This window comes from Streptomyces gobiensis (assembly GCF_021216675.1).
GTDB classification, from domain to species: Bacteria; Actinomycetota; Actinomycetes; order Streptomycetales; family Streptomycetaceae; genus Streptomyces; species Streptomyces gobiensis.
On sequence record NZ_CP086120.1, the window covers coordinates 3,063,129 to 3,081,586 of the forward strand.

The 18,458-nt window shown below is 69.4% G+C and carries 20 protein-coding genes, 1 pseudogene and 1 riboswitch; of the genes and pseudogenes, 6 read left to right on the forward strand and 15 right to left on the reverse strand.

The features are described from left to right. Positions 1–17: 17 nt before the first annotated feature. The gene (locus test1122_RS14240) at positions 18–596 is read right to left on the reverse strand and encodes a GNAT family N-acetyltransferase (protein ID WP_232271903.1); all 579 of its coding nucleotides are present in this window, start codon (positions 594–596) and stop codon (positions 18–20) included. Positions 597–861: 265 nt separating this feature from the next. Between test1122_RS14240 and test1122_RS14245 the strand changes: the two genes are divergently transcribed. Then, entirely contained in the window at positions 862–1,188 is a 327-nt protein-coding gene (locus tag test1122_RS14245) for a helix-turn-helix domain-containing protein (protein ID WP_232269548.1), read from the forward strand. Between the two features lie 11 nt (positions 1,189–1,199). Then, on the forward strand, positions 1,200–2,645 hold the full coding sequence (locus test1122_RS14250; RefSeq protein ID WP_232269549.1) for a site-specific integrase: 1,446 nt from the start codon (positions 1,200–1,202) through the stop codon (positions 2,643–2,645). A gap of 39 nt (positions 2,646–2,684) precedes the next feature. On the opposite strand, the gene test1122_RS14255 is transcribed toward test1122_RS14250, so the two are convergent. The 6 genes from test1122_RS14255 to test1122_RS14275 form a co-directional block, all read right to left on the reverse strand. Next, positions 2,685–3,215: a hypothetical protein gene (locus test1122_RS14255; RefSeq protein WP_232269550.1), complete on the reverse strand. Its 531-nt coding sequence runs from the start codon at positions 3,213–3,215 to the stop codon at positions 2,685–2,687. A gap of 330 nt (positions 3,216–3,545) precedes the next feature. Next, positions 3,546–3,674, reverse strand: a complete 129-nt coding sequence (locus test1122_RS26580; protein ID WP_277879828.1) for a hypothetical protein — start codon at positions 3,672–3,674, stop codon at positions 3,546–3,548. Beyond that, complete coding sequence (locus test1122_RS14260) at positions 3,661–4,215, reverse strand: glycine-rich domain-containing protein (RefSeq protein ID WP_232269551.1); 555 nt, start codon at positions 4,213–4,215, stop codon at positions 3,661–3,663. Before test1122_RS14260 ends, test1122_RS26580 begins: the two co-directional genes overlap by 14 nt. A gap of 174 nt (positions 4,216–4,389) precedes the next feature. Next, positions 4,390–4,560 (reverse strand): hypothetical protein, encoded by a 171-nt coding sequence (locus test1122_RS14265; protein ID WP_232269552.1) that lies wholly within the window; start codon positions 4,558–4,560, stop codon positions 4,390–4,392. After that, a complete protein-coding gene (locus tag test1122_RS14270; protein WP_232269553.1) occupies positions 4,560–4,793 on the reverse strand; it encodes a hypothetical protein in 234 nt (77 codons plus the stop codon). The genes test1122_RS14265 and test1122_RS14270 overlap by 1 nt, the downstream gene beginning before the upstream one ends. A gap of 165 nt (positions 4,794–4,958) precedes the next feature. After that, positions 4,959–6,170: a helix-turn-helix domain-containing protein gene (locus test1122_RS14275; protein ID WP_232271904.1), complete on the reverse strand. Its 1,212-nt coding sequence runs from the start codon at positions 6,168–6,170 to the stop codon at positions 4,959–4,961. A 131-nt stretch (positions 6,171–6,301) separates the two neighbouring features. Here test1122_RS14275 and test1122_RS14280 point away from each other — a divergent pair, with 131 nt between their 5' ends. Continuing rightward, positions 6,302–6,526, forward strand: coding sequence for a hypothetical protein (locus test1122_RS14280; protein ID WP_232269554.1), 225 nt, complete (start codon positions 6,302–6,304; stop codon positions 6,524–6,526). On the opposite strand, the gene test1122_RS14285 is transcribed toward test1122_RS14280, so the two are convergent. The 4 genes from test1122_RS14285 to test1122_RS14300 form a co-directional block, all read right to left on the reverse strand. Further along, positions 6,516–6,896, reverse strand: coding sequence for a hypothetical protein (locus test1122_RS14285; protein ID WP_232269555.1), 381 nt, complete (start codon positions 6,894–6,896; stop codon positions 6,516–6,518). The genes test1122_RS14280 and test1122_RS14285 overlap by 11 nt on opposite strands. Positions 6,897–6,905: 9 nt before the next feature. Then, entirely contained in the window at positions 6,906–7,349 is a 444-nt protein-coding gene (locus test1122_RS14290) for a hypothetical protein (RefSeq protein ID WP_232269556.1), read from the reverse strand. Between the two features lie 325 nt (positions 7,350–7,674). Continuing rightward, positions 7,675–8,223 (reverse strand): hypothetical protein, encoded by a 549-nt coding sequence (locus test1122_RS14295; RefSeq protein ID WP_232269557.1) that lies wholly within the window; start codon positions 8,221–8,223, stop codon positions 7,675–7,677. An 879-nt stretch (positions 8,224–9,102) separates the two neighbouring features. Continuing rightward, positions 9,103–9,645, reverse strand: coding sequence for a GNAT family N-acetyltransferase (locus tag test1122_RS14300; protein WP_232269558.1), 543 nt, complete (start codon positions 9,643–9,645; stop codon positions 9,103–9,105). Positions 9,646–10,060: 415 nt separating this feature from the next. On the opposite strand from test1122_RS14300, the gene test1122_RS14305 reads away from it, so the two are divergent. The 3 genes from test1122_RS14305 (at position 10,061) to test1122_RS14315 (ending at position 13,517) form a co-directional block, all read left to right on the forward strand. Then, positions 10,061–10,471 carry a DUF5994 family protein gene (locus test1122_RS14305; protein ID WP_232269559.1) on the forward strand — a complete coding sequence of 137 codons (411 nt, stop codon included), beginning with the start codon at positions 10,061–10,063 and terminating at the stop codon, positions 10,469–10,471. Between the two features lie 115 nt (positions 10,472–10,586). Continuing rightward, on the forward strand, positions 10,587–11,717 hold the full coding sequence (locus tag test1122_RS14310) for a PP2C family protein-serine/threonine phosphatase (protein WP_232269560.1): 1,131 nt from the start codon (positions 10,587–10,589) through the stop codon (positions 11,715–11,717). Between the two features lie 565 nt (positions 11,718–12,282). After that, positions 12,283–12,417, forward strand: a riboswitch (cyclic di-AMP (ydaO/yuaA leader). Between the two features lie 11 nt (positions 12,418–12,428). Beyond that, positions 12,429–13,517, forward strand: coding sequence for a M23 family metallopeptidase (locus test1122_RS14315; protein WP_232269561.1), 1,089 nt, complete (start codon positions 12,429–12,431; stop codon positions 13,515–13,517). 147 nt (positions 13,518–13,664) lie between these two features. Here the strand turns inward: test1122_RS14315 and test1122_RS14320 are convergent, their stop codons facing one another. The 4 genes and pseudogenes from test1122_RS14320 to test1122_RS14335 all read right to left on the reverse strand — a co-directional run bounded on the left by test1122_RS14320 (position 13,665) and on the right by test1122_RS14335 (position 18,351). Continuing rightward, positions 13,665–14,960 carry a preATP grasp domain-containing protein gene (locus test1122_RS14320; RefSeq protein ID WP_232269562.1) on the reverse strand — a complete coding sequence of 432 codons (1,296 nt, stop codon included), beginning with the start codon at positions 14,958–14,960 and terminating at the stop codon, positions 13,665–13,667. Positions 14,961–15,022: 62 nt separating this feature from the next. Continuing rightward, positions 15,023–15,745 carry a hypothetical protein gene (locus test1122_RS14325; RefSeq protein ID WP_232271905.1) on the reverse strand — a complete coding sequence of 241 codons (723 nt, stop codon included), beginning with the start codon at positions 15,743–15,745 and terminating at the stop codon, positions 15,023–15,025. Beyond that, positions 15,745–16,209 carry a PPOX class F420-dependent oxidoreductase gene (locus test1122_RS14330; RefSeq protein ID WP_232269563.1) on the reverse strand — a complete coding sequence of 155 codons (465 nt, stop codon included), beginning with the start codon at positions 16,207–16,209 and terminating at the stop codon, positions 15,745–15,747. Before test1122_RS14330 ends, test1122_RS14325 begins: the two co-directional genes overlap by 1 nt. Positions 16,210–16,238: 29 nt before the next feature. Then, positions 16,239–18,351: pseudogene (locus tag test1122_RS14335) on the reverse strand (prolyl oligopeptidase family serine peptidase). Between the last annotated feature and the right edge of the window lie 107 nt (positions 18,352–18,458).

Genomic DNA, 18,458 nt, shown 5'->3' on the forward strand with positions numbered 1-18,458 from the left:
CTCTCCCTGCCCTGGTCTCATCCACCGACCGCGGGGCGAGCAAGCTCTCTGATCGAATGCCGTTGGGCGAACTCATCGGCGAGCATGCCCATCACGACGAGATCATGGTGGCGGCCGGCAAGGAACACGCGATCGCGGAGGCGCCCCTCCTCGACGAAACCGAGCCGACGATGAAGTGCTAGCGACGCCTCGTTTTGCGCGAAGATCCGTGCTTCGCACTTGTGATAACGCCGCTCGGCGAACATGAAACGCAGCAGCATCACCACGGCTTCCGCCGCATAGCCCTTGCGCCGGTGATCAGCACCGATCGTGACGCCGTACTCGAACCAGCCCGCATGCGGATCAGCCTGGTGCGAGCCGACAGCACCGACTATTTCCCCCGCGTCGACGTCCTCGATCGCCAACTGGAAGCAGTCGCTATCGGACTTGGCAGCGGCCTGTTCCTTCGCCCAGGCACGAAATCCTTCGGCGGAACGAGGCAGGTTCAGCAGGTCGCCCATCCGCTCTTCGTCCACGGCGAACCGCATGAACGCGGTCCAGTCGTCAGGCTCGATACCGCGCAGGCGTATCCGATTGCCAGTCCAGAACGATGTCATCCCCCATTCGATCACGCCGCAGAGTGCGAAGTACAGACCACTCGCCAACCCCGACACGCCATGTGACCTGGCACTTCGAGGTTGCCGAACGCTCACCCCAGGGTGGTCAGGTCCCGCTCGGAGAACCTCTCGTTCCAGAGGCATTCAGGCAGTTCCAATACCCGACTCCACCATTATGCGTATCCTCCGACTTCCGCACCCGCACGCTGCGGCGGGCCCTGGACGCCACGGTCGAGGCCGCGCTCAAGCCCGCCAGGAGGGCCTGATGAAACGCCAGGTCAGCTACCAGTGGCGGCTGCGCGAGCTTATGGCCGCCGCCGGGATGTTCACCACCAGCGAGCTTGCCCCGCCTCTCGCCGAGCGCGGCATCAACCTCTCGCTCTCCCAAGTCCACCGGCTCGTCACCGGCACCCCCGAACGGCTGTCCCTGCCGGTGCTGGCCGCGCTCTGCGACATCTTCGAGTGCACCCCGGCGGACCTGATCGCCACCAAGGCGGAGAACGCCGCGGTCCGCAAGGTCGCCGCCGACAACGCGGTCGTCGACCTGTCGGCGGTCCGCCCCAAGCGCGCCCGTATCCGGCCCGAAGGATGAGCCGGACCCGAGTGCCCGCGAGCGCGCGGTTCTGCACCCGCTGCGGCCGGGCAGTGCGGCCCGAGACGAACCGCTGGCCCGAGGGCTACATCTGCCAGACCTGTATGACTCGGGCCCTGGAGACCTATGGAACGTGCGTCGGCTGCGGCGTCGAGCGGCTCACCCCCGGCCTCACGCCGGACGGCGGCAAGCTCTGCACGGACTGCGCGGGCGGACTCGGCGACTTCATCTGCGAACGCTGCGGCCAGGAAGCCAGGCGCTACCGTCGCGGCATCTGCGGCCGGTGCGTCCTGACCGAACGCCTCCATGAGCTCCTCGACGACGGCACCGGCAGCGTCCGGGTCGAACTCCTCCCCCTGTTCGATGCGCTTCGGCAGATGAAACGCCCCTGGGGCGGGATGACCTGGACCGGCCACCCCCACGTCCAGCGCAACCTGCGGGCCCTGGCCCGCAGCGAAGTCCCGCTGACCCACGACGGATTGAGCCAGCTCACCCCTTGGCGTTCGGTCGCCTACCTGCGCGACCTGCTCATGGAGACTGGCATCCTGCCTCCGGCCGACCGACAGCTGCTGCTCTTCCAGCGATGGCTCGCCGAGAAGCTGCCCGCCGTCGATGTCGATCACCGGCGGCTGCTGGAGCTCTTCGCCGCCTGGCACGTCCAGCGCCGCCTGAACACCCTGGCCGCTCGTGGCCCACTGACCAGCGACCAGATCCGGCAGGCACGGGACGAGATCCGTCTCGCGACCGCCTTCCTCGCCCACCTCGCCGAGCGCGGACACACGCTCGTCGACTGCACCCAGGCCGATGTCGACACCTGGTACGCAGACGGCTACACCGCCCGGCGCCTCACCCATGCGTTCCTGCGGTGGGCGATGCGCTCCAAGCACATGCTCGCCCTCACCGTCCCGCACCGCTCAACGAGCAACCCCGCTCCGATCGCCCAGCACCAGCGCCTCGCGCTGCTGCGGCAGGCCGTGAACCGCGAGGACGTCCCGCTCCAGGACCGTGTCGCTGCCATGCTTGTCCTTCTCTACGCGCAGCCACTGACCCGGATTGCCAGGCTCACCACCGACGATGTCCTCCTGGAGGATGGCGAGGTCCTCGTCCGGCTCGGCGATCCGCCGTCGCCCGTTCCCGAGCCCTTCGCCGGGCTGATGCTGGCCTACCTCGCCCAGCGCCCGAACACCATGACCGCCACCAACCCCGAAGCCCGCTGGCTGTTCCCCGGCCGCCGGGCCGGGCAGCCCATGACCTCGAACACCCTCGAACTCCGGCTCCGGCGCCTGGGCTTCCCCACCCAGCGGGGACGCACGGCGGCGATCCGGCACCTCGTCCTCCAGGCCCCCGCACCGGTGGTCGCCCGCATGCTCGGCTACCACGACGACACCACCGCCCAACTCGCGGCGGAGGCCGGAGGAACCTGGCGCCACTACGCTCCGGGCGACCACGCGCGGTGACGACGAGCCCTCACTCGCTGACGAATGGGCGACGGTCCATTACGCGAGGTCGCCAGTTGTTTTGACCCCCTCATTCGGCGGCCGGGGCGGGGGAGGGGGAGCGGGGCCCCTCGGGGTGCCTGGGGGGTCCGGGGCGTGCCGGGGGAAGTTGGTGGCAGTAAGGTGCCCCGTCTTGCCGTAGACGCCGATGAGGCCGGGGCCGGGGTCGAGGGACAGGCGCCAGTCGGTATAGGCACCGATGATCAGTTCCGCGGGCTGCTGATCGCCCGGCGGCAGGTCGGTGACGATGAACGCCCGGCCCGCGCTGTCGGCCCAGCTCCCGAAGATCTTCTGCACGTGCTGCACCGCCTCCCGGCGGCTGCCGGTGCCGTGCCGGGCGATGTAGGCGCGGAAGTCCTCAGCCTGTGCGGCCGACTGCTTCGGATCGGGGTCCTCGGGCAGGGACTCGGACGGCATGGAAGGCAGCCCGTCGTCCTGCTGTGGCCACAGAGGAGCGCACCCCGGTGTGGCGAGCAGCAGGGCTGCCGCCAGGGCGGCGCCGGTGATGGTGGCCGTCCTCAATTTCCGCATGCGGGCAGCCTCGCACATGTCCGAGCTGGTTCCCGCCCCCTTCGTCGGGATGCTGCTGGGCTACCCGGGCCAGCGGCCGAACACCATGACCGCAACAATCCCGACGCCGATCGCTCTTCCCCCGCCGACGAGCCGGACAACCCATGACCCCGGATCCCCCCGGCGACCACTCACGGTGAGACGAGCCCTCACACGCTGAGGAATACGCGACTCACGAATACGCGAGCTCGCCAGTTTCACCCCGGCTGTGGGCCGTGCAGCTCAGCGACCGGGCACACGGGCCCCGGCCGCCCGCCACAGGGGCAGACGACCGGGGCCGTAGACAGACGCTCAGTCCTCCTCGACGGGGATGATGAAGCCGCGGAGCGGGCGCTCAGGCAGCCCGCTTTCTACCTCGGCTTCCTGGCGGGCCCGGATGGCTGCGACGACTTCCTCATATCGCGGGTCAATCCACTCCACTGGCTACCTCCCTGTCAGTTGCCCCACCGTAGCGGCTGGAGTCTTCTACCGGCTGCGCGCCGGGTCCGGGCCCGGGGCGGGGGGTGGGGCCGATCGGCCCGCAGCCTCCCGGCGGGGTGTGCCCGCAGCTTGCCGTGACGGGCACCAGTTCCTTCGCCGGCACGCGCCACAGGTCGTAGTCGACCGGGTGGCCAGCCTCCTGCATCAGCGCTGTGGTGCGGTCGATGATCTGCTGGGTCTGGCGCTCGGGGTCGGGCCGCTCGGGGTAGTGGTGCACCATGCCGCCGAGCCGGTCACACAGTCGGGCGTAGGTGCCGGTATGGAGAATGAGGGCGTGCCATCCCTCGTCAACTACCCGCGAGGGGGCGATGCGGGCGGTGCGGTAGTGCGCCGCGGTGGCGACGAACGCGAGGGCCTGGCCGACGATGCGGCTGGCCATCTGGTAGTTCATACCGGTGTTGTTGTCCATCACGGTGGCGGTCACTGCGTCGAATTCCGGGTCGGTCAGCAACGCGCGGGCGTCGGGTCCGGGAATGCTCAATGCTCTACCTCCGATGCATGTGGGTGTGCGGGAAGCCCGCCCCGGCTGGTCGTCCGTCCTCACCAAGGGGCACCAGCCGGAGCGGGAGCTAAATCCCGCCACCCCGGGCCGATATGCCTGGATCGTTTCCGGGGCGGCGGGGTGCCTGCCTGCGACGGGGACGCAGGCAGGCGGCTATCGGCGGCCGGGTGGTCTCCTGGCCCGGTGCCGGGGGCACTGGCAGGGCGGGTAGGTGCCCGGCAGGATCAGCCGCTCGGGGTCGTGCACGTCATCGCGGACCGTCGTGGAGGACAGGACCGGTGTCCGTGTCCCGTCCGCCCGGACCCGGTACACCGTGAGGGTCATCACGACCGGCTCCCCTCGTCCAGGAGCTCCCGCAGCTGCTCACCCGCAAACAGGATGGCGAGCGCGTATTCCAGCTCCGGGCTGGTGATGGCCCAGGTGTCGGCCAGCGCATCACGGTGAACACCCTCATGCCCGGCCTCCCGGACACAGGGCAGACGGGAACAGACCAGAGGCGGCCTCTGCTGCCAGCCGGGGCGGCGGGCTCCACACAGGGCCTTGATACGGGGCGTCATGGGTGGGTCCACTTCCTCACTGCTGCGTGAAGCGGCGCCGACCCGGGGCCCTGGCGGGGTTTCTCCAGTCGGCGCCGCCGTCCAGTGAGCGCACGCTAGGACCGCGTACAGCAGCGTGACAGTGACGCTACGTGCCACTTTGCCACGGTGGTAGGACGCCGCGTCCTACCCGTCGAGGTGGAGCCGATCGGCGAGTTCGGTGACCGGCGAGGTACGGCGCCGTTCCCGGCCCCGCAGTTCGGCCACGATCCGCCGCGTGGTGCCGTGGTAGCGCATCCACTCCGGGGCATCTTGCTCGGCCGCCAGCAGGGCCCGCACCGTGCTGTCGTCCTTGCCCAAGTCGGCGTACGCCAGGGCCCGATCGACGTGGAAGCGGGCCCGCCAGGTGGGCGGGAGCGAGGCGAGTTCGGGCACCGTACGGGCCGCTGTGAGGGCCTTGGCGCTCTGCTCCATCTCCACCAGGAAGTTGACTTTCGCCACGCCCGCGTTGGTCGGGCCGAACGGGGTCGCGTAGTCCAGCCGGTCCCGGCCGATACGGGCGGCGGCGGCCGATGCCATGTTCAGCAGCTCTTCCACGGTGTTGTGCTTGCCCTGCCGCACGGTGGCGGTGGCAGCCCGCAGGAGCAGGATTCCCCACAGCGACAGATCCAGCGGTGCGGAGCGAAAACTGGGCTCGATCTTCTCGGCGCAGGCCAGGGCTATGTGTTCGGCGTCCTCCAACCGGCCCTGCTTGGTGAAGATCCACGACAGAGAGGAGATGCCCAGGGTCTCCAGGTGTGGGTCATCCGAGCGGCGCGCGGCGGCCATGGCGCGCTCTATCGCGGTGAACGCCGCATCTTCCTTACCCAGTGCGGTGAGCGTGGTCGCGGCCACTTGGTAGGCCTCGGCGAGCACCGCGTAGGCGGCGGCCTGGTCGGGCCCGGTGTGTGCGTGGGCGGCGGTCCGGGCGTCCCGGATGAGCTGGGGCAGCATGTTTCCGATGGCGCCCATACGGCCCTCACGGCGGATGCGTTCGGTCGAGTGCAGCGCGGCCCGCAACGCCCCCACGGTGGGTGGGTCTTCTGGGTCGGGGTCCTCGCCAAGGAGGTCGGTTATGGGTGAGACGGCTTGCCGCAGGGCCAGCACCGAGGGGGAGCCGCTGTCGTCGTGGGCTTCGAAGGTGGTGGGTTGGCCGATCAGTACGGATGGCTCCACATCGAGCGCGCGGGCAAGCCGGTTGATGGTGGACAGCCGCGCGGTTTGACGTCGGCCCTGCTCCAGTTTCCGTACGACGTCGACGGATATGGCTGCGCGTTCTGCGAGTCGTTCTTGGGTGAGGCCCCGTCGGGACCTTAGTCGGGCGATTCGGTCGCCGATGCTGTGCTCATCGTTGTGCATGGGCACCCCCGCCAGGTGGATGCTCTCCACGCTACCTGTGACCCGTTTCGGGGAGATAGTAAAGCGGCCGCCGCGGTTTGACGGGGCCGCTGTTGTGCTGTGCGGGCTAACTCCCGGATACCGCCCACGTCGTGCCTGGTGCACCTCCACACTGGCCCGTATGGCTGTGCAATACGCCGTACAAGGCCGATGACGAGAGCGAAGTCCGCCGCGCCCTCGAGCGGCTGTGCGCTGCCCTCGAGCTCGAGCCGTTGGGCCGGCCGATACAGGCCCCTGGCCGGGCACGCTGGCTCGCCAGAGCCGTACCCGCCGACCACGGCGGCGAGCAGCGGGCTGGCTCAAGAGTCAGCGGCTGATGGTGTCGAGGAAAGTTTGGGCGTGGGCGCGCTCGCTCACATCAAAGCAATCGGGGTTCGGGAGGATTGTGTTGAAGGCGACCGAGGCATAGCTGAGGGCTTCCGCTCTGTCCTCGTCCTGTTCGCGGGTCCCTCGGATGTCGTCCTCGCCCGGTATTGATTCGGAAGCGTCCTCCATGTTGTCAGCGACCACTTGTCGTGCGTCTTCGCACGCGGCTGCCGTGTCGTCTGGCGGTTCGGGTGCGGTGGCGCGGCCGAGGGCGAAGCTGCCTGCTGCGATGGCTCCTGCTGCGGCTACAGCGATGCCCCACACGAGTGCACGGCGGCGGGGCCGTGGCTGGCCTTCAACTGGAACCTCCACGTTGTCCATCTTCTCGTCCTAAGAGTTGGGGCAGATGTACTTGCGTACGGCCTCATTGATCTTCTTGGCCTCAGCCTCGGTGACTTCCCGGAGAGGGCCCTTGCCGAAGCGCTTCTGCGCGGACCAGACGGCCCTGTCCCCGTCGAGGCTGGAGCACTGGTTACGGCCGTTGTCGATGGCGTCCTCTTCGCCCTTGTCGTCGACGAACCAGGGGTCGATGGCGCGGAGCGCGTCGAGGTACCCGGTGCGGGCCTGCCCGGTCGGGCCCTTCGGGATGCCGGAGTCAACTTTGGCGGGCGGGCTGCTGGCTGCCTCGCCACTGTCCTCGGCTTCTTTCTCGACCGGCGCGCCCACGGTGGCCGAGGGCTTGGCTTCGGGCTCGGCGGTGTCCTCTTCGGCGGCGCATGCGGTGAGCGGCAGCGCGAGGGCAGCGGCGAGTACGGCAATGGTGCGGATACGCATCGGTGCTCCGTGATGGTGGGAACGGGGAGGGGCGGCGGTGGTTTGACTGCCGGGTGGGGATGTGGGTTGTATCACTCGTTTGAGTGATGTGGCGGGTGGCCAGTGTCCGCGCTGGGGCTTCGTCCACCAGCTGCGCCTATACGGCTTCGGCGCCCGGCGGGCGGCTCCAACACCCTGTATCCGGCCGTTTCCGTGTGCTGGCCGCCCGGCCCGAAACCCGATATCGGCGCAGGTCACAGGCCAGTTCGGCTGATATCAGAGGCGAAACCGGTTTCGGGCAGGGGCGAAACCACCCCGGCACCCGAAACCGGCCCCGGGGCCCCTTCTACGCGTCCCCTTCGGCGGCCTCGCGTGGCTCGGGAAGGTCGGCGTACCGCACGCCCTTGGCGCCGCCGCAGCACTCCCGGATGGTCAGCTGCTGGGTGGGCACCTTGTGCGGCTTTAGCGCGGCGCTGAACGCTGTGGAGCTGGCGGCCGCGTCCGTCTCCAGCCACGCCCCGTACAGATTCGCCCGGTAGGCGGCCAGGGCCTCCACCAGCCGGTGTGAGTGCACGGCCTCGGCCCCATCTGGCCAGACGGCCCGCAGGTGGTCGACGATCGTCGTCACGCCCACCTCTTCGACCTGCTCCCCGACGGCTTCACCGGAGAGGGTCCCGGCGGCGGTGCGCAGGGCGAGCGCCCGCTTGGCGATGTCCTCGGCTTCGGTCTGCTTGATGAACGCGGCCCGCACGGTGGTGCCCTCACGGCCGCGGGCCAGGATGCCGGTCCCCTGCTCGTCAATGGAGATGTCCGTCGCCCGCAGGCCCCGTTCGTGCGCGCCGGTCCGAAGTCCACGGAGCAGATCGACAAGATGAAGGCCGCGGAGACTGACCACGTGGTGAACGGTTGCCAAGGGGACCCGACGGCGGAGGACCCGAACTCGCTGTGCCACGGCATCCTCGGCGTGACCATCGGGGCATTCACGCTGGACATGACCCTCCGCACGGATGAGGCGGGCCGGTAGCGGCTTGTATGCCATCGGCCTCGCCCCGTTGGCGCTGCGTCGCGCTCCGGCGCCGCGACGCGCGACCCGTGGGACATCGTCAACGCGGGAGCTCGCCGACGGATCGGTCGGCCCGAACACGAACCTGGGCGACGCGGTCGACGCAGCCTCGGATCTGCTGCGCGCCTTCGGCATTAACCCGGTTCGCGGCGAGGGACGTGGGGAGTGAGCCCGCAGCGACAATGTGAGGGGTCGTCACGTAGGTGAGCCCGGTGTGAGCCCGGACGCCTTTGTACGAGACGTCACCAGTCGGTACGCGAAATGGCGCGCACCCGCCCTGGCCTGGACCGGAAGGACTGTGCCGGATCATGCGTCACCGTCCGGCACGGACTCATCGGGACTTTTTTAATCCGTTGGTTGTGGGTTCGAGTCCCACACGGCCTACCGTGGAATCCGCCGGTCAGACTTCTCTGACCGGCGGTTTTCGCTGTCCTGACCTTGGCAAGCGCCCGGGATCGGTGGGACATGGTGCGCGAACCGTTCTCCGAAGCTGAGCCCGGGGGCGCAGCGCAGGTCATTCCAGAGCGGTGGGCTGTCGAACCAGTGGTCCGTAGCGATCATGTCCAGCGCGTGGGTGGCCGCTGGCTGTCCAGCCAGCCAGGCGTGTCCGGAGGGTGAGGGTGATGGTCGAGCGGCGCAGATCCCGAAGCGTGATCGGAGGTGCTGCCAGGAGCCGTCTTCGCCGTTTCTCCTGCTTACAGACCGGAGTGGTCAGTGTATGAGGCGTCGGACCCACACGTCGAGAAGTGATGTTCCCGGGGACGGACGGAGTTGTCCGAACTTCGTCCAGGCCCATGCCTGATATGCGGCCTGGGCCCGGCTGTTGGCCGGGGCGACGCACGCGACGGCCAAGGCGGCGCCGCAGCGGGTCAGAAGGTGGTCCTCAAGGCGGGTGGCGACCTGGCGGCGCCGATGGGGAGGCATGACCATCACCTCGGCCATGACGAAGACCTGCCCCGAAGCGGTGAGTTCTTCCACCTCTGAGGGGAGCGTGCCGGAGAAACCCTGCCACCAGGTGCCCTTGCGGTCAGCCCGGAACCCGTAGGCGCAACCGGCCAAGGGCGTGGGGCCCGCGACCGACATCTCGAACCCGGAGCGCTTGACGTGACCCGCGAACCGTCGCAGGAACTTCTGCCGGTCACCAAACTCCTCGCCCGGTACGCCGTCGTACGCCTCGACGTGCATATCCGCAATGGCCTCTCGCTGTGTCTCGGCCTGCCACCGAGTCAGCCGCCGTAGGTACATCTCCGCCATACGCTTCTCCTATGCCGCCACCGGGAACGCCCCGCCTTCGCATAGTGACAGCCCGAAGCGGCACGGAGAACCCGGCACCGGGCCGTGGTCCGTTCCGCCCGTTGCCGGAGTAGGGAGTAGGCTAGAAAAACCGAGAGTATTCCGAGCACCGGCTGCCGCGCCGATGCCGTTCTCCATGAGCGATGACGCCAGGTGTCCCGCCCCTAGCCGCCCATTTCGGCTCTCCTCGCGGCGCGCCAGCCGCTTCCGGGGCGCCGAGGTCCCGCGCCCACTGATCCACTGCTCCCTGCGGGCATACCGCTCACTCCAGATCTGAGGACATCATGCACTGCGCACACGCCCTGTGCTTCCCGGCAGCTCCAGTCACCGCGTTCACAGAATGCCCAGGACCGTGAGAGGCCGTGCCTCGCATGCCGTGCCTCCGCCGCCGGCCCGGGTATCGCTGGCGCCGGAAGTCCTCGGGCCGCACTGTGTCGACGGCGCTTGGTGGCCCCGCACCCGCGGTCTGCACCGTGAGCTGCTCCCTTTGCTGAGGGCCTTGGCGCCCCGCTGGGACGACATCACCCGCGTCACGGTGCACGCCGACATGTGGCGCCCTGGTCACAGATCGATACAGCTCGCCGGCCGGACGATCCGCATCTTTCTCTCCGACCGCGCCGAGAGCCGCCATACCATCTGCCTGCTCTCACACGGTGGCGGCTGTTGCGACCTGCTGGTCGTACCGCCCCCGACCATCCAGGCAGAGGCAGAACTGCTCCTGGCGGCGGCGGGACGCCCGCACGCGTCGCGTCCGCCCGCCGAGCCCAGGCAGCTTCACGAGCACTGAACCCCACGGAGCGGGGCCACGGCTCAGCTTCCCTCAGGCGTGAGCCCCCGGCCGTGTCCACCCGGATGGCTGTCGTCGGCTCGCCCGGGGCGGGCATGGCCGGGAGATTGAGACCATGGGCAGGCGAGGGCGGCCGGAGGCGTTGGCGGGTAACCGGGTCCTTTTGCTGCTGCCCGCCCTGCTGATCGTATTCGGGGTCATCGTCCACCTGGCCACCCCCGCGCACGTCGCCTTCTCGGCACTCTTCGCCGCTGCCCCACTGGTCGTCGCCCCGCTGTTCTCCGCCCGCGCCACCGCGCTGGCCGGTCTGGCCGCGACGCTCACCCTGGGCGTGCTGCTTCCCCTCAATGACCGTGTGGTCACGACCGATGAACTGATGAAGGTCGCCACCGTGGCCTCGCTGTCCGCCCTGGCCCTCTTCATCAACCACGTCGTGCGGGAGGCCGAGAAACGGCTCGCCTCCGCCCGCGGCGTCGCCGAGGCCGCCCAGCTGGCCGTGCTGCCGACACCCCCGGCCCGGATAGGCGCACTGGAGATCGCCGCCCGCTATGAGGCGGCCCACGCCGATGCGCTGATCGGCGGCGATCTCTACGCGGTCGAAAAGACCCCGCACGGCGTCCGGCTGCTCGTCGGCGATGTACGCGGCAAGGGCCTGGGCGCGGTCGGGGCGGTGGCCCTGGCCATCGGCACCTTCCGGGAGGCCGCCGAGCAGGAGACCTCGCTGGAGCAGGTCGCCGCCCGGCTGGACCACGCGCTGCTCCGGGAGCGGCAGCGCAGGGAGGGCGTGGAGTACGTCGAGGGTTTCATCACGGCCGTACTGGCGGAGGTGGCCGACAACGACCGGCTACGGCTGGTGAACCGGGGCCATCCGCCGCCGCTGCTGCTGTATGCCGACGGCGCAGACGGCACCGACGGCACCGACGGCACCGTACGGACCCTGGAGCCGTCCACGCCCGCGCTGCCGCTGGGCCTGGGAGACCTGAACGCCGACCGGCCCGTCCCGGTCGGCACCGATGAGACCGCCTTCCCGCCCGGCGCGACCCTGCTCCTCTACACGGACGGCCTCACCGAGGCCCGCAACGCCAGCGGCGCCTTCTACGAACCGGCCCGCCGCGCCTCCACAGGCGGCTGGGCCCAGCGCGACCCGGACGGCCTGCTGGACGCGCTACTCGCCGACGTGGCCAGACACACAGCCGGCGAACCCACCGACGACATGGCCCTACTAGCAGTAGCCAACCGCCCATAGCCGTTGTGGGCAGTCGTTCGTTGTGGGCAGTCGTTCCGCAGGGCGTGGGGGCACCTCCTGGGGGCACCCCCAGCGGTAGCTGGGGCAGGGACCGGGGAAAGCACCCTCCCGAGCAACGTAACCCTCGCACAACATGACGATGAGCGGTCACATAAGGCATATGGCGCCATGGTCTGGTGTGCCCTGCAACGCACCAGGGCACGCCCCGTGACGGCCCATTACGTCGCCTTCAGCCGGACGTGCAGCCGTCAGTTGGTGCCCACCCTGAATGGACGGGACCGCATCGGACTCACAACTGCTATCACCCAGCGTGATTGAGTCGAATCCCTCCGCATAACAACTTGGCTAAGAAGCGGAAGACTTGGATTTATTTTACTCGTGGTTATGCCCGACTCTGTCCGGCCGAGCGAGGAAAGTCGTGGTGGCGGTGGCTACTTATTCCCAGGAGGACTTGGAATCCAGCGTCCGGGTCTATTAACGTTCGATAACGCAGCGCGGTCGTCACTGCCGTCGCAAGAGGCGGCACCGTGCGCCTTGGCCGAATCCTGACAGTGCACTATCAGGCACAACAACTGCACCAAAGGAACCGGGGAACCACCACCTTGGGGTGAATCGGGCAGCTTCCCCTGGAAGTTGCCGGTAGGAGACCTTCCTGCTCCGAACCCGTCAGCTAACCCGGTAGGCGAGAAGGAAGGAAAGGAGAGCGCCCCCGTGGCGTCAAGCAGGCCTGCCCCCGAGGCTCCATACAACGAACTCCATGAGCCCCGCGAGTTCGGCGAACCCGGTGAGTCCGGTGAGTACGCTGCCTATGGCCCGTCCGCCGGTGATTCCTGGGACGAGTGGAATCCCACCGAAGACTCCATACGCCCCGTACGTGGCCGCCATCGCGTAGGCAAGCAGCGCGGCGGCATGGGACGCAGCGGCGCGGTCCTCGGTGTCGGCATGGTCGCGGCCATCGGCGCGGGCGGCATGGCCACCGCGCAGGACAAGCCCAAGGCGCCCGTCTCCATGCCGGACGTACTGCCCGACATGGCCGATCTCCCCGGCGTCGGCGACCTTGTGTCCGGTGGCAGCGACGGCAACGCGGCCGATACGACCGTGGCCGCCGCCCCCCTCACCCAGGCCGGGCTGAGCGGCGCGGACACCGCCGCGGGCCAGACCGACGCGGGCGAGGCACTCCGGGCCCGGATACTTCAGCAGGCCGACCAGCAGCAGGCCGCCGCCGACCAGCAGGCGCTGGAGGCCGCCGCCTCGGAGGCCGCCGCCAAGGCCGCGGAAGCGGCCGCCGCCGAGGCGGCCAAGGTGGCCGAGGCGGAGCGCAAGGCGGAGGCCGAGCGGCGGCGGAAGGCCGAGGAGGAGCGTAAGCGCAAGGCGGAGGAGGAGCGGCTGCGCAAGCTCGCCGCCAGCTTCACCCTCCCGCTCAGCTCCTACCAGGGACTTGGGCCCGGCTACGGTTCCTCCGGTTCCATGTGGAGCGCCAACCACACCGGCCAGGACTTCACCGCCTCCAGCGGCACACCGGTCAAGGCGGTGCACACCGGCACCATCAAGGAAGCGGGCTGGGCCGGTTCGTACGGCTACCGCATTGTCCTGGAGCTCGATGACGGCACCGAAATCTGGTACGCCCACCTCTCCTCCATGATCAAGACCAGCGGCAAGGTCACCACCGGCGACACCATCGGCCGAGTCGGCTCCACCGGCAACTCCTCCGGCCCGCACCTCCACCTGGAGGTCCGCCCCGGCGGCGGCGACCCCGTCGACCCCCTCGCCTGGCTACGCGGCAAGGGTCTCAACGTCTAGCCCGCCGCCCCTCATCCCCCGTACCCCTGTACCCCGTCGCCGTCCCGCACCAGGAGGGGACGGGACGGCGACGCCTGCCCCGGCGGCCCTGGTGGACCACCCCCCGACACCAGGGCCGCCGGCCTTTCGTGGGCCCGCCCGATGCGACTACCGCAGCCCCAACTCCGCGTGCACCGCCCGTTCCAGCTCCAGCACCCGCTCATGGCTGTCCCCGATGACCAGATACGACCACCTGCCCTCCGGCACCAGGGCGCTGTTGAGCAGGACCGCACCTTCCGCGTGCTTCCGGTCGAACGCCAGGCCGCCCGTGCGCAACCGCGCCACGGCCTGGCCGAAGTCCCGTGGCATGCCGCCCGGCCGGCAGTCGGCGACCCATACGGGCCCCGGCGCACCAGCCCCACCACCCACACGGGCATCCGGGACCAAGCGGTGAACCAGCACGTCAAAAGTGGTGGTGCCGGTACGGCGGACATTGCTCTCAATGGCGTACACACGGCCGTCCCCGGTGAGTCTGGCGTCGACCGAGCAGTGCCCGTAGTAGCCATGTTCGGCCAGGTAGTGACCGAACCGTTCACCCATCCACAGCAAACGGTCAGTCCCCTCGCCTGCCGTCTCCGGCGTCTCCGGCAGCGGAGAGCAGTACCCGCGATAGGCGTCTTCGGTATTGCGCATCATCCCGTGGTACAGCACCCGGGCCCCGCCGGGCTCCGCCAGCACCTGCACACTCACATCCAGTGCCGCGTCGATGTACTCCTCGACGACCCACCCGCCCGGCAGATCACCCGCCGTCCGCAGATACGCGGAGATCCGCTCCTCAATCTCCGCCGGACTGGCCTGCGGCAGACGCGTGATGCCATACCCATTCGACGAACGGGCCGGTTTGACGATCAGCTGGGGATACGCCGACATCTCCGAGACGGCCGCCCGCAGCTCCGCCGCATCGCGGCAGACCCTGCCATCCGGGACCGGGAAAGCCAGCCGCTCCGCCGCCTCCCGGAAGCCGCTTTTGGCGTTGAGCCGGTAGACCGCGTCCAGCGCCTCGTTCCCCACCCCCGCCGACCCGTAATGGTGCAGCGGAAGCCCAAGCGTGGCGGCCAGCTCAGCAATTGACCGGTCCAGCTGGTACGGCAGAATCCGCATCTCCGGCCGGCCCTCGGCGATCTCGCGCAGCCGGCCCATGACCCCGTCCCGCCGGACGGCCTCGGCCAGCGGAACCTTCGTGCCGGACGGCACGGTCAGCACCGTCACCGCGTCCGGGTCCACCTCAATAAGCTCGCACGCGTACGCCTTGAACGCGGGCGGTACGGGCAGCGGCGTCACCACCACATCACCGGGCTCGACAAGCCAGATCTTCCGCGGAGACTGCGCCACCGTGGCCCCCAGCAGGCCTGACAGCCAGGTGTCCGACAGGATCTCGCTGATCCGGTTCGACAGAATCAGCAACGGGTCTCGCTCACTCTGTGCATCGGCTCTATACACAGAGAATTACTTTACTGGTCACCCCCCTAAAGCACATACGGGGCGAATTCCGGCTGTTCCACCACCCACCCCTCATCCCGGAATACCGCCGTCCCTTTTCCTGCAAGCTCCGGATCCTCCCGCGCTCTCCTCACCCACGACTCCGGCGTCGCCCCGAACAATTCCCGCAGCCGCACCGACTGCCGCAACAGCCCGGCCAGCACCGACCGCTGCTCACCCCCCGCCCGCAGCGACCCATCCGGATACCCGAGCACTCCCCGCCGATTGACGTACACATACGCCCCTATAAACGACGCCCCCGCTATATCCGCGCCGTCCCCCGGCACCGTCACAGGGAACTCATCCGCAGGCAGAAAAGCCCGCTTGAACGGCAGCTCCGTACGATCCACCGCCGCCAGCTGCGCCTCCTCCAGCCAGGTCACCACCAGCGCCGATTCCCGCCCCAGCAGCAGCCAGGGCGAGGCCGACACATATCCCACCCGGCTGATGTGCCCGGACAGCCCCACCCCCACGCCGCGCACCCGTACCGGCACCATCGGCACCGTGCCGGACACACCGGCCCGCGCCAGCTTGTAGCTCAACTGCGCGGGCGACGCGTTGGACCCCACCGCCAGCACCGGCACCCGCCCCGCCGCGTCGTACCCCCGCAGCGGCAGCAACTCCCCACCGGACAACAGCCCCGGCCTGTCCACCACCCGCCCCGGATACGCCAGCGGCTCCAGCAGCGGCACCGCCCCCAGCCCCCGCATCACTCGCGGTACTTCCCATACGCGTGCTCAACCTCAAGCCGTACGACCAACCGCCGCTCAGCGACCATCGCCGCCCGGAACTCCTCCCAGTCCGGATGCTCCCCCCGAATGGCCCGATAGACGTCAATCAGTTCCGCCACCACATCGTCATACGGATCCGCCGCCACCCCCGACAGCTCAGCCGTCCCCTCACCCACCGTCCAGGCCCAGCCGTCCTCGGACATCACATGAAAACAAGCCCGCGGATCCCGCCGCAGATTCCGCACTTTGGCCCGGTCGTCGGTCGTAGAGATCCGGACGATCCGCTCATCCGGGTCATACGCATAATTAACGTTGGACAGCTGCGGCCACCCATCCCCCTTAAGGGTGGCCAGCACCCCAAGCTTCCGCTCAGCGAACAACGCCAGCAACGCACCTTCTGCCACGAAGAACTCCTCTCCCGTCAGCGAGTCCACCGTAGCCATACCCACCCCAATCGGGCGCCCTCCACCTCTCAGCGCGCCGCCCGCCGTGACAACCCCAGCGCACGACGCAGAAAGTCCAGCTGGTGCAGCAGCAGATTCTCCGCCACCCCCTCCTCCGAGGGCAGATGCGTCGCCCGGGGCAGCGGCAGCACCTCGTGCGGCCGCCCGGCTGCCAGCAGTGCGGCGGACAACCGCAGGGTGTGCGCCGCGACCACGTTGTCGTCGGCGAGCCCGTGCACCAGCAGCAGCGGGCGGCTCAGCGACGCCGCCCTCCAGGATCGGCGAGCAGCGGTCGTAGGCCTCCGGGTGCTCATCGGGGTGACCGAGATGCCGCTCCCGCCAGTGCGTGTCGTACAGCCGCTGGTCGGTGACGGGGGCTCCGGCGACGGCGGCGTGGAAGACATCAGGGCGGCGCAGCACCGCAAGAGCCGCGAGGAACCCGCCGAAGGACCACCCGCGGATGCCCACCCGGGTCAGATCCAGCGAGGGACACCGCCCGGCGGCCTCCTGAAGCGCCGCCACCTGGTCGTCCAGCACCGGTCCGGCAAGGTCCAGATGGACCGCCCGCTCCCACGCGGGCCCACGGCCGGGCGTGCCGCGGCCGTCCACCGCGAGCACCGCGAAGCCCTGCTCGGCGAACCACTGCGAGACATACGTCCACCACGCCTGCTCAGCGGTCACCTTGCGCAACGCGGGTCCGGCGTAGGGGTCCATCAGCACCGGCAGCGGACCGTCTCCGGGACGGTGCCAGGACGGCAGGAACAGGGCGGCGCGCAGCTTGCGGGGTCCAAGGGACAGCATCTCCACCCGCGGCTCCAGCACCGGCCGCTCGGCATACGAGGCGATCTCCCCCTCGCCGGCCTCCCACAGGACAGCAGTACGACTACCCGGGCGATCCAGGGTGCGGGAGACGAGGACGGTGGTGCCAGCCCGCCGCGTACCACTGTGTACACCGGACTCGTCGCTCAACCGCCGTAGCCCCGAGGCGGGATCGTAGGCCCACAGATGCGTCTGCGTCGGCTCTTCCGACGCGGCGAACAGCACCGTCTCCCCATCTACCGCCAGCACGGCCGTCAGCTGAAGACCAGGCGGGGTAACGGACCGCCCGCCAACCACCAGCCGCCGCGTATCGTCCTGATCGGCGCTGGTCAACAGGACGCCTCCTGCAGTCCGCGCGGGCAGCCCCGGTACGAGCTCCACCCAGGCGTCGCTGTGCTGCTCCGCCAGCACCTCGGTAGCGCCGGTGACGGCGTCGATGCCAAGCACCCGAACGTGCCGCTGACTGCGGCTCTGCACGGCGGCGTAGGGCCCGTACGCATCCCAGCCCGCGCTCGGCAGATACTCAAACGCCCCGGCATCCCAGTCCACAGCCGTGCGCTCCGCCGACGTGCCGCCCTCCACATCCACAACCCACAGACTCACCCCGGCGTTGGCAGTGCCGACAGCCGGGTAGGGCAAGGCGACCGGCGAACGGGCGGGATCTGTGGGATCGGCGAGATACCACCGCTGTACGGCAAAGGTGTCCACCCTGGCGACCAGCACCCGGCGCCCGTCCGGCGCCCACCAGTAACCACCGGGACGCCCCATCGACTCGGCGGCGACATGCTCGGCCAGCCCGAAGCCAACCTCGGGCCCGTCCGGCACAGCGACCGTCCGGTCCCCGTCCCCATCAGCCCCCACCACACGCAGAGCGCCCCCACTGACATAGGCGATCCACCGCCCTGTCGGATCCGGCCGGGGATCGACCACCGGCTCCACGGCAGGAAGCCGCCGTACCGCACCATCCGAGGTCCGGACCGTCCACAGCTGCCCCGAGAGCGCGAAGGCCAGCAACTGACAGCCACCATCCGCCGCGTAGCCGACAATCCCGGAAGACAACTCCCGAGCGTGCTCCCGACGAGCCCGCTCCTCACGCGCCAACCGCTCAACGGCACCACCCAGCAGACTGCGCGGATCCACCAGCAGCCGCTCTTCCCCACTCGCGCAGTCGAGCGCCCACAGACAGGAAACCGGGTCGTCCCCGGCCCTGCTGCGCAGAAAGAAAACCGTGCCCCCATCCGACGACACGGTGAACCGTCCAGGCGTACCAAGGCTGAACCGCCGAGTCCGGGCAAGCTGACGAGGTAACGAAGACATGGCCATTCTCAACACCCTGCCACCCCAAAACCCACCCCCGCACCGGCTTTTACCCCCGGGCGCCCCTGCCCTGGTCAGCCTGTGCACTCATCGCCCTCACCCCGCTGGCACTC

What these genes read in the sequence shown, in the direction of transcription:
- test1122_RS14285 (WP_232269555.1), bottom strand. Translation starts at nt 6,896, where the DNA reads ATGGACAACGTGGAGGTTCCAGTTGAAGGCCAGCCACGGCCCCGCCGC.
- test1122_RS14245 (WP_232269548.1), top strand. Translation starts at nt 862, where the DNA reads ATGAAACGCCAGGTCAGCTACCAGTGGCGGCTGCGCGAGCTTATGGCC.
- test1122_RS14265 (WP_232269552.1), bottom strand. Translation starts at nt 4,560, where the DNA reads ATGACCCTCACGGTGTACCGGGTCCGGGCGGACGGGACACGGACACCG.
- test1122_RS14240 (WP_232271903.1), bottom strand. Translation starts at nt 596, where the DNA reads ATGACATCGTTCTGGACTGGCAATCGGATACGCCTGCGCGGTATCGAG.
- test1122_RS14310 (WP_232269560.1), top strand. Translation starts at nt 10,587, where the DNA reads ATGGGCAGGCGAGGGCGGCCGGAGGCGTTGGCGGGTAACCGGGTCCTT.
- test1122_RS14270 (WP_232269553.1), bottom strand. Translation starts at nt 4,793, where the DNA reads ATGACGCCCCGTATCAAGGCCCTGTGTGGAGCCCGCCGCCCCGGCTGG.
- test1122_RS14330 (WP_232269563.1), bottom strand. Translation starts at nt 16,209, where the DNA reads ATGGCTACGGTGGACTCGCTGACGGGAGAGGAGTTCTTCGTGGCAGAA.
- test1122_RS14325 (WP_232271905.1), bottom strand. Translation starts at nt 15,745, where the DNA reads ATGCGGGGGCTGGGGGCGGTGCCGCTGCTGGAGCCGCTGGCGTATCCG.
- test1122_RS14255 (WP_232269550.1), bottom strand. Translation starts at nt 3,215, where the DNA reads ATGCGGAAATTGAGGACGGCCACCATCACCGGCGCCGCCCTGGCGGCA.
- test1122_RS14275 (WP_232271904.1), bottom strand. Translation starts at nt 6,170, where the DNA reads ATGCACAACGATGAGCACAGCATCGGCGACCGAATCGCCCGACTAAGG.
- test1122_RS14300 (WP_232269558.1), bottom strand. Translation starts at nt 9,645, where the DNA reads ATGGCGGAGATGTACCTACGGCGGCTGACTCGGTGGCAGGCCGAGACA.
- test1122_RS14290 (WP_232269556.1), bottom strand. Translation starts at nt 7,349, where the DNA reads ATGCGTATCCGCACCATTGCCGTACTCGCCGCTGCCCTCGCGCTGCCG.